Here is an 8,133-nt window from a genome sequence, read left to right as displayed (position 1 = left end):
GGTCCATCGTCGCGCCGATCGCGCCGCCGGCAAGGGCGCCGATGCCCGCACCGATCAGCGCGTTGCGGCGGTCGTTGCCGCCGGCCAGCAGACCAAGGCTGGCACCCGCCAAAGCGCCGAGGCCGGCGCCGGCCGCGGTGTTGGAGATCTTCTGGTCGCCGGTATACGGATCGGTGGTGGTGCAGGCGCTCACGAGCACAGCCGTCGCCACGACGACGAGCACGGTCTTCTTCATAAGATTGTCCCTCTCCAAATCGCGGCCGTTGCAGCCGCGCCAAATCAGCCCTTCCGCACGCGTTGTACCATGAATTGCGGCAAAAAGCGGAACGGCAAAGCTACCAGAGGTTCTTGCCGTCGATCACCACCACTTCGACCCTGTCCAGGTCGAAGTCGTCGAACAGGCGAGAGTTGACGCTGATCCTCGGGTTGTCGAAGTCGGGCTGGCCCGTCGACCAGTCCGGCGTTTCGGTGAAGGTGCCGCAGCCGCAGGTCGAGCAGAAACCATGCTTTATGGTATTCGAGCCCCAGCGGTAGAAGGAGACGTTCTTAGGCGGGCTGGTGAGCTTGAATTGCGACGGGACGTAATAGGCCCAGAGCGACCCGCGCTTGGAGCAGAATGAGCACGTGCATTGCGTCACCGTCTGCGGCGCCTCGGAGACTTCGAAAGTCGTGGCCTTGCAGTGGCAGCTTCCCTTGATGATCATGGATCTCTCCGTTGTCCGCCGCCCCCCGCACAGTTCCGTGCGGAAGACGCGGCGGAACTTCTGTGGCAGCAAGGCAACATAAAGACGTCGTTCTGACAACCGTTCGTCAGCAGGCGCGGCAGCGCCCGGTCGAGAGCTCACATGGCACTGCCTGGCCGCGGCAATCCTAGTAAGAGGGCGGCGGCACGAACAGGCAGATGGTCTTGCCGGCGTCCAATCCGGCCTGGTGCGCGCACCAGTGATATTCGCCATCAGGCGAATCCTTGACCCGCTTGTCGCTGTAGGCGACCACCTCGCCCGTGCCTTTTATCACATAGCCTTCCGGCCGCTCGCCGATCGATGTCTGTGGCACCTCCTTGCAGTCGTAGTTGGCGCAGCAGGCAAAGGGATAGCTCCAGGCTTGCGGAAGCATCGCCGTAGGTTTGGCGTCGTGCGCGACGGCAGTAGCGGTCAGCATCATGGTCCCGAAGGTGGCGAACAGGGAAAACAGGAGCCGGCCGGCCGGGCGAACGGCTCGGGCCGATCTTGACTTGGCAGCAGACATCGAAGCGTTCCTTTCGAGCATCAAGCGTTTTGTCGCTTGCCCGTTCCCGGAACGTGTCTTCCCAGTGGCCGGATCGTCAGTCGCAGATATGCCGCGTCCGGCCATACATGCTTCTATACCCAGCCCGAATGCTGGGCTGATTCCTTGGCCGGCGCAAGAACTGGGCGTGCCCTCGGAATCGCACCGGGGTTCAGCAGCGGCCGCAGAAAAGGGTGCGCCGACTTGGTTAACAATAACTACGACAAGCCTGCGACCAGGGGTGCCTAAGAACGAAATTCTGCCGACGGAAGTTCCGACCGTCAGCCGGTGACATGTTCACGATATTGCGGCAGGTCGTCCGTAATCGTGAACCATGGCGCCTTGGAACCGACGAAGATATGTGCACTTGGGCGAATGCTCGGATCGCCTGTCAGGGTCCCCATGGCAACATGGACGTAGGCACCCTCCCGCACCAAGGAGTAGAGCAAGGAGCCGCACTGCCCGCAATGCGCATCGTGGCCGCCGGCATCGCCATAGATCAGCAGCCTGTCGTCGCCCGCGGTGAGATGAAACTTGTCGCGCGCGATGCCGGCAATGGGCTTGAAAGCCGACCCTGTAGTACGGCGGCAGTTCGAGCAATGGCAATTCACCGCGTAGGCGAATTCATCGGTCACCTCGTAGCGGACGAGGCTGCAGAAGCATTGCCCGGCAAGCGTACGAGCACCTGCCTTTTCCGGATTTGCCAAGGTCTCACCCCCTGCCAGCCGCCACCCGGCGGAAAGTTTTCGGAATACCTAGTCGAGGTCCGCCATCGCCTCACCTGCACCGCCCTCGATGCGATGCGACAGCGAGGCCTCCATGAATTCGTCGAGATCGCCGTCGAGCACGCTTGACGGGCTGGTGTTTTCGACGCCGGTGCGCAGATCCTTCACCAGCTGATAGGGTTGGAGGACGTAAGAACGGATCTGGTGGCCCCAGCCGATATCGCTCTTCGACGCCTCGGTGGCGTTCGCCACGGCCTCGCGCTTTTTCAGCTCTTCCTCGTAGAGCCGCGAGCGCAGCATCTCCCAGGCCTTGGCCCGGTTCTTGTGCTGCGAGCGTTCGGCTTGGCAAGCAACTGCGATGCCGGTCGCGAGATGGGTGATGCGGACCGCCGAGTCGGTGGTGTTGACGTGCTGCCCGCCCGACCCGGATGAACGGTAGGTGTCGATGCGCACGTCGGATTCCGAAACGTTGATCTCGATCGTGTCGTCGATGACGGGATAGACCCAGACGCTGGCGAAGGAGGTGTGGCGGCGCGCATTGCTGTCGTAGGGCGAGATGCGCACCAGGCGGTGAACGCCAGATTCTGTCTTCAACCAGCCATAGGCGTTGTGCCCCTTGATAAGCACGGTGGCCGACTTGATGCCGGCCTCTTCGCCTTCATGGACTTCCAGCACCTCGACTTTGAAGCGGCGCCGCTCGGCCCAGCGCGTGTACATGCGCAAGAGCATCGAGGCCCAGTCCTGGCTCTCGGTGCCGCCGGCGCCGGCATGGATTTCAAGATAGGTGTCGTTGGCGTCCGCCTCGCCCGACAACAGGGTCTCCACCTGACGGGCCTTGGCCTCGCCCTGCATCGAACGCAGCGCCGCTTCGGCTTCGGCGACGACGCCCTCGTCGCCCTCTTCCTCGCCGAGTTCGATCAGGCCGATATTGTCCTCGAGCGCCTGGGTCAGGCCTTTGACCGCCGCGATCCCCTCATCGAGGCTCTGGCGCTCCCGCATTAGCTTCTGCGCTTCCGCAGGGTCGTTCCAGAGGCTGGAATCCTCCGCGCGCGAGTTCAGATATTCAAGCCGCTTGAGGGCCGGATCCCAGTCAAAGATGCCTCCTCAGCAGGGTTATCGCCTGCCTGATCTCGTCGACAATGTTCTGCGTTTCCGCGCGCATGGCTCTTCGTTCTGTCCTGTTCTTGTCGTTCTTTTCGGAATCGGCGCGATACATAGGCACGGCACCGCCGCCTGTAAAGCGAAATGGGCCGGCGTTAAGCTGCCGGCCCATTCGAAACCTGGGGAAGTCAGTAAAGGCCGCCGCCACCGTCCTGGATGGCCTGATTGGCCTGCGGCGACAGCGCGCCGCCGGCACCATTGGAGCCGTCCGCGCCCATGCCGATGACCCAATAGCTGTCGGCCGGGCCGGTGCCGGGCTTGAACGCCTCGATGATGGTGTTGGGGTCGCCTTCGGCCGCGCGCATGCCGGTCTTGCGGTTGATGGCGATCAGCTTCATGCCTTCCGGAACCTGGAAGTCGACATTGGGCGTGCCGTCGAGCGCGACGCGCATGAAGTCCTTGAAGATCGGCGCGGCGAGGCCACCACCCGTGGCCCCCTTGCCCAGGCCGCGCGGCGTATCGTAGCCCATATAGAGGCCGACGACGAGGTTCGGCGTGAAGCCGATGAACCAGGCGTCCTTCTCGTCATTGGTGGTTCCGGTCTTGCCGGCGATATGGCGGCCGAGCTCGGCGATGGTGGCGCCGGTGCCGCGCTGCACCACGCCCTCCATCATGGAGGTGATCTGGTAGGCGGTCATCGGATCGAGCACCTGCTCGGAATTGTCGACCAGTTCCGGCTCGGGTTGGTTCTTCCATTCGGCGGCGTTGCAGCCCTCGCAGCCGCGTTCGTCCTGCTTGAACACGGTCTTGCCGTAGCGATCCTGGATGCGGTCGATCAGCGACGGTTTGATCGACTTGCCGCCATTGGCCATGATCGAATAGGCCGACACCATGCGCATGACCGTCGTCTCGCCGGAGCCCAGAGCCATCGGCAGATAGGGCGCAAGATGATCGTAAACGCCGAAACGCTCGGCATATTCGACGACCAGCTTCATGCCCATGTCGTTGGCCAGCCGCACCGTCATCAGGTTGCGCGACTTCTCGATGCCCGAGCGCAAGGTGGCCGGGCCGGCGGCCGTGCCGTCATAGTTCTTCGGCGTCCAGGTCGTGTTGCCGCTCTGGATGGTGATCGGCCCGTCCATGATCACGGAAGCCGGCGTGTAGCCGTTGTCGAGCGCCGCCGAATAGACGATCGGCTTGAACGAGGAGCCCGGCTGGCGCATCGCCTGGGTAGCGCGGTTGAACTCCGACTGCGCGTAGGAGAAGCCGCCGACCATGGCCAACACACGCCCGGTATGCGGATCCATGGCAACCAGGCCGCCTTCGACCTCGGGCACCTGGCGCAGGCTATAGGCGTTGTCGGAGCCCTCGTTCTTCTGCACGAAGATGACGTCGCCGGGTTCAAGCACTTCCGCCGGAGATTTCGCCCTGACGGACTTGCCGTTGACGAAATGGCGCATGGCAAAGCCCATGTCGTCCTTGCTGACGGTGCCCTCGACGCGGTCCTTGACGAGGTCGCCGGAGACCTGACGCGCCGGCTGCATGCCGATCGTCAGCCCATCGGCCGAACTGTCGAGCACGACGGCGAGCGTCCACTCCGGCACGTCCTCCAGCCCCTTGACCGCGCCGAGCGGCACGCCCCAGTCGCCGGAAACGTCGATATGGGTCACCGGTCCGCGGTAGCCGCGCAGCGTGTCGTATTTCAGCAATCCGTTCTGCATCGCCTTGCGGGCGATGAGCTGGATTTTCGGATCGAGCGTGGTGCGCACCGACAGGCCGCCCTCATAGAGCGCATTCTCGCCGTAGCGGGCGATGATCTGGCGACGCACCTCCTCGGTGAAATACTCGCCCGCGAACAAGTAGGAGCCGTTACGGCGCGGCTTCACGCCGAGCGGCTCGGCCTTGGCCTTGTCGCCCTCCTCGCGCGTGACGTAGCCGTTCTCGACCATCTGGTCGATGACCCAATTGCGGCGCTCGATCGCCCGGTCGGCATGCTTGAAGGGATGATAGTTGTTGGGGCCCTTGGGCAGCGAAGCAAGGTAAGCGGCTTCAGCGACGGTGAGTTCGTTGACCGACTTGTCGAAATAGGTCAGCGCGGCGCCGGCAACGCCATAGGCGCCGAAGCCGAAGAAGATCTCGTTGAGATAGAGCTCGAGGATGCGGTCCTTCGAATAGGCCTGCTCGATGCGGAAGGCCAGGATCATCTCCTTGATCTTGCGCTCATAGGTCTGGTCGGAGGTCAGCAGGAAGTTCTTTGCAACCTGCTGCGTGATCGTCGAGGCGCCGACCTGACGCCTGCCCGAGCCGAAGTTCTGCAGATTGACGATGATGGCGCGGCCGAGGCCGGTGATGTCGATGCCGGGATGGTTATAGAAGTTCTTGTCCTCGGCCGACATGAAGGCAGCCTTGACGCGGTCCGGGATCGCCTGGATCGGCAGATAAAGGCGCCGCTCGCGAGCATATTCGGCCATCAGCGAGCCATCCGAGGCATGGATGCGCGTCGTCACCGGCGGCTCATATTTGGCCAGAACCTCGTAGTCGGGCAGATCCTTCGTCAGATGGCCGATGTAGATGGCAAGGCCCGCAGCGACCAGCAGCGCCAGCGTCGTGCCGATGCCGAAGAAATAGCCGATGAGACGAATCATGCCCGCTCCAGTCCGAGGTCCGGGATTTCCTAAACGAAGCCGACAGTCGCGCAAGCTTCAGGGGCGGTCCCAATCCGCAATGGAAACCCATTGTCGCGACCATGTGGACAAAATACGGCAGCACGAAGTTTCAGGAACTCCGTCCGTCAAATAATAACGCCACGTGTTGTCGTCGCGCAACGCTGCTTGCGGTTGTAGGACGGCTCAAGGTTGTGGGCGGGTTCGGTCCCCGTCAGCCCCCAGCCCTGGCTCCCGCTTTCGCCGCGGCAAACAGGGCAACGGCATTGGTTATGCTCTGAGCCGCCTTGCCGCGCCAGTCGGCGCTGAGCAATTGCGCCTCGTCCTTGCTGTTGGAGAGGTAACCAAGCTCGACCAGAACCGAGGGCACGTCGGGCGCCTTCAGCACCTTGAAGCCGGCCGAGCGCTGCGGATTGTTGATCAGACCGACGCTGGTCGACAACTGGCCGACCAGCGTGTGCGCAAAGCTCATCGAAAAGCCGTGGGTCTCGCGGCGGATCAGGTCGATCAGGATGTCGGTGACCTCCTTATTGTCGTCCTCGATCTTTAGGCCGGCGAACTGGTCGGAGAGGTTTTCACGATCGGCGAGCGCCTGAGCCTCGGGATCGGAAGCCTTGTCCGAGAGCGTGTAGACCGTGGCGCCGCGGAGACCTCTGACGGCGATCGTATCGGCATGGATGGAGATCAAGAGATCGGCTTCGTGCTGGCGGGCGATGCGCACGCGCTCGTCGAGCGGCAGGTACACGTCACTGTCCCGTGTCATATAGACATCATAGCTGCCGACCGCGGCCAGCTTGTCACGTAGTTCGGTCGCAAAGGCGAGCGTGACGTTCTTCTCGACCGTGCCGCCGGCGCTCTCCGCGCCGCCGTCGACGCCGCCATGACCCGGATCGATGACCACTGTGAAGCGGTGCCCAGGCGCCGAAATCGGCCCTGTGCCGACACGGCCGCCCTTGTCGGTAGAAACGGTCGAGCCGGTCGTCAGCGATTGGTTGGCCAAAGCCTCGTCGAATTCTCTTTCGGATGCGGCCGACATGTCGATGGCCACGCGATAGCCGCTGCCATCGTCATTCTTCAGCACCTCGAGCTTGTCGACGGCAAACGGTCCCTTGCCGGACAGGATCAGCCGAGAGCCTTTGCCCTGATCGCCGTAGCGAACGGCGCGCACCAGCCCGCGCGGCTTCACGTCCTTGGCGTTGAGGGCGAATCGCGTGCGCGGCAGGTCGACGACAAGGCGGCTGGGACCGCGCAGCAGGAACCACTTCACGTCCGGTTCTCGGTCGAAGGTCACGACGATGCGCATCTTGGTTGCATCGCCGGCCATCTTGTAGCCGGTGGCGCCAAGCAACCCGTCGGCCCGCGAGGCGGCGGTCGCGCCAAGCAGGATCACCAGCAGGAAAACAGTCCTTGCCATGAGCCGCAGATATCCGGCGGCGCCACGCTCCTTGTCTGCGGTGCCTGCCAGTCCCATCTCTATTCTAGTCGCTCCCCGTTAGGCGCCTCGCGCCGGCCTGTTTGGCAGAACGGCCTGTCTGGCGGCCAACCCGATTAACGATTGGTATCCAGAGAAGGTTAACCAAGCCTTTCATGCGGTAGGTGGAGCGCCACCTTCCCCTGCGGAAGCGCTTTTTGCCGGCATCCGAAATCGGGGTTGCCTTCCAACCCGCCAAATCATAAAAGCGACATTGGATCACTGCAATCCTGGAACCGCCCGCCCTGCAGCTTCCCGCCAGGGTAAGATGTGCAAGGCCCTTCCGGGTTTCAGATGATCGCGACGATTTTCGCAGGCGTGCTCCCGTGGCGGGGGAATCGCTTGCGCGATGAAAACGGCCGGGATCTCCCGCGCCGGCTCTGTGCGAGCAAACAAGCTGGTCCGGCCAAGCCCGGGCTTTGGTTCAAAAGGTTCTGCTGGGTGCCGATGGCTTCAAGCGCAATCATGGAAAGGTCCGCATCGAACCGCGCCATTGTGGCTGCGGGCGGCACCGCCATCGCGCTCAAGCTCCGGCCGGCGGACATTCAATTATCCGGCAGCCACACAAATCCAGGCACACAGCGGCGGGGTCTGCCCCGCCAGCTGCGGCTGATGGCTGCCGGGAGGAAACGAAATAATGCCCAACAAGATGCTGATAGACGCCTCCCACCCGGAGGAAACACGCGTTGTTGTCGTTCGCGGTAACCGCATCGAAGAATTCGACTTTGAATCCCAGGACAAGAAGCAGCTCAAAGGAAACATCTATCTCGCCCGCGTAACCCGCGTCGAACCTTCCCTTCAGGCAGCCTTTGTCGAATATGGCGGCAACCGTCACGGTTTTCTCGCCTTCAGTGAAATTCACCCCGACTATTACCAGATCCCGGTCGCCGACCGTCAGGCCCTGCTG

At 62.9% G+C, this 8,133-nt stretch carries 9 protein-coding genes; 1 reads left to right on the top strand and 8 read right to left on the bottom strand.

Annotated features, from left to right (window positions below; genetic code table 11):
- The 8 genes from EOA79_RS26510 to EOA79_RS26475 all read right to left on the bottom strand — a co-directional run.
- Positions 1 to 235 (bottom strand): YMGG-like glycine zipper-containing protein (locus EOA79_RS26510; protein ID WP_128293440.1); only part of this gene is annotated, 235 nt, incomplete at its 3' end.
- A 100-nt stretch (positions 236 to 335) separates the two neighbouring features.
- Complete coding sequence (locus EOA79_RS26505; protein ID WP_095824705.1) at positions 336 to 704, bottom strand: GFA family protein; 369 nt, start codon at positions 702 to 704, stop codon at positions 336 to 338.
- Between the two features lie 166 nt (positions 705 to 870).
- Positions 871 to 1,248: a hypothetical protein gene (locus EOA79_RS26500; protein WP_067321646.1), complete on the bottom strand. Its 378-nt coding sequence runs from the start codon at positions 1,246 to 1,248 to the stop codon at positions 871 to 873.
- A 299-nt stretch (positions 1,249 to 1,547) separates the two neighbouring features.
- Positions 1,548 to 1,973, bottom strand: a complete 426-nt coding sequence (locus EOA79_RS26495; protein WP_095824706.1) for a GFA family protein — start codon at positions 1,971 to 1,973, stop codon at positions 1,548 to 1,550.
- A gap of 48 nt (positions 1,974 to 2,021) precedes the next feature.
- A protein-coding gene (prfB, locus tag EOA79_RS26490) for a peptide chain release factor 2 (protein WP_127240096.1) occupies positions 2,022 to 3,153 on the bottom strand; the annotation gives its coding sequence in 2 pieces (ribosomal slippage) (positions 2,022 to 3,086 and positions 3,088 to 3,153; 1,131 coding nt in all).
- Between the two features lie 127 nt (positions 3,154 to 3,280).
- Positions 3,281 to 5,737, bottom strand: coding sequence for a penicillin-binding protein 1A (locus tag EOA79_RS26485; RefSeq protein WP_095801312.1), 2,457 nt, complete (start codon positions 5,735 to 5,737; stop codon positions 3,281 to 3,283).
- A gap of 232 nt (positions 5,738 to 5,969) precedes the next feature.
- Complete coding sequence (locus EOA79_RS26480) at positions 5,970 to 7,226, bottom strand: N-acetylmuramoyl-L-alanine amidase (protein ID WP_095778678.1); 1,257 nt, start codon at positions 7,224 to 7,226, stop codon at positions 5,970 to 5,972.
- Positions 7,227 to 7,516: 290 nt separating this feature from the next.
- Positions 7,517 to 7,771, bottom strand: coding sequence for a hypothetical protein (locus tag EOA79_RS26475; RefSeq protein ID WP_066989511.1), 255 nt, complete (start codon positions 7,769 to 7,771; stop codon positions 7,517 to 7,519).
- Positions 7,772 to 7,863: 92 nt separating this feature from the next.
- Between EOA79_RS26475 and EOA79_RS26470 the strand changes: the two genes are divergently transcribed.
- Positions 7,864 to 8,133 (top strand): S1 RNA-binding domain-containing protein (locus EOA79_RS26470; protein ID WP_128293438.1); only part of this gene is annotated, 270 nt, incomplete at its 3' end.

Origin of the sequence: Mesorhizobium sp. M1A.F.Ca.IN.020.03.2.1, assembly GCF_004023205.1 — a bacterium.
Classification (GTDB): domain Bacteria; phylum Pseudomonadota; class Alphaproteobacteria; order Rhizobiales; family Rhizobiaceae; genus Mesorhizobium.
The sequence above is the reverse complement of the archived record's forward strand: the minus strand, read 5'-3'. Positions and strand labels throughout refer to the sequence as shown.

Excerpts from the sequence above, each read along its gene's own strand:
- EOA79_RS26505 (WP_095824705.1), bottom strand. The coding sequence starts at position 704 with ATGATCATCAAGGGAAGCTGCCACTGCAAGGCCACGACTTTCGAAGTC.
- EOA79_RS26500 (WP_067321646.1), bottom strand. The coding sequence starts at position 1,248 with ATGTCTGCTGCCAAGTCAAGATCGGCCCGAGCCGTTCGCCCGGCCGGC.
- EOA79_RS26485 (WP_095801312.1), bottom strand. The coding sequence starts at position 5,737 with ATGATTCGTCTCATCGGCTATTTCTTCGGCATCGGCACGACGCTGGCG.
- EOA79_RS26480 (WP_095778678.1), bottom strand. The coding sequence starts at position 7,226 with ATGGGACTGGCAGGCACCGCAGACAAGGAGCGTGGCGCCGCCGGATAT.
- EOA79_RS26475 (WP_066989511.1), bottom strand. The coding sequence starts at position 7,771 with ATGTCCGCCGGCCGGAGCTTGAGCGCGATGGCGGTGCCGCCCGCAGCC.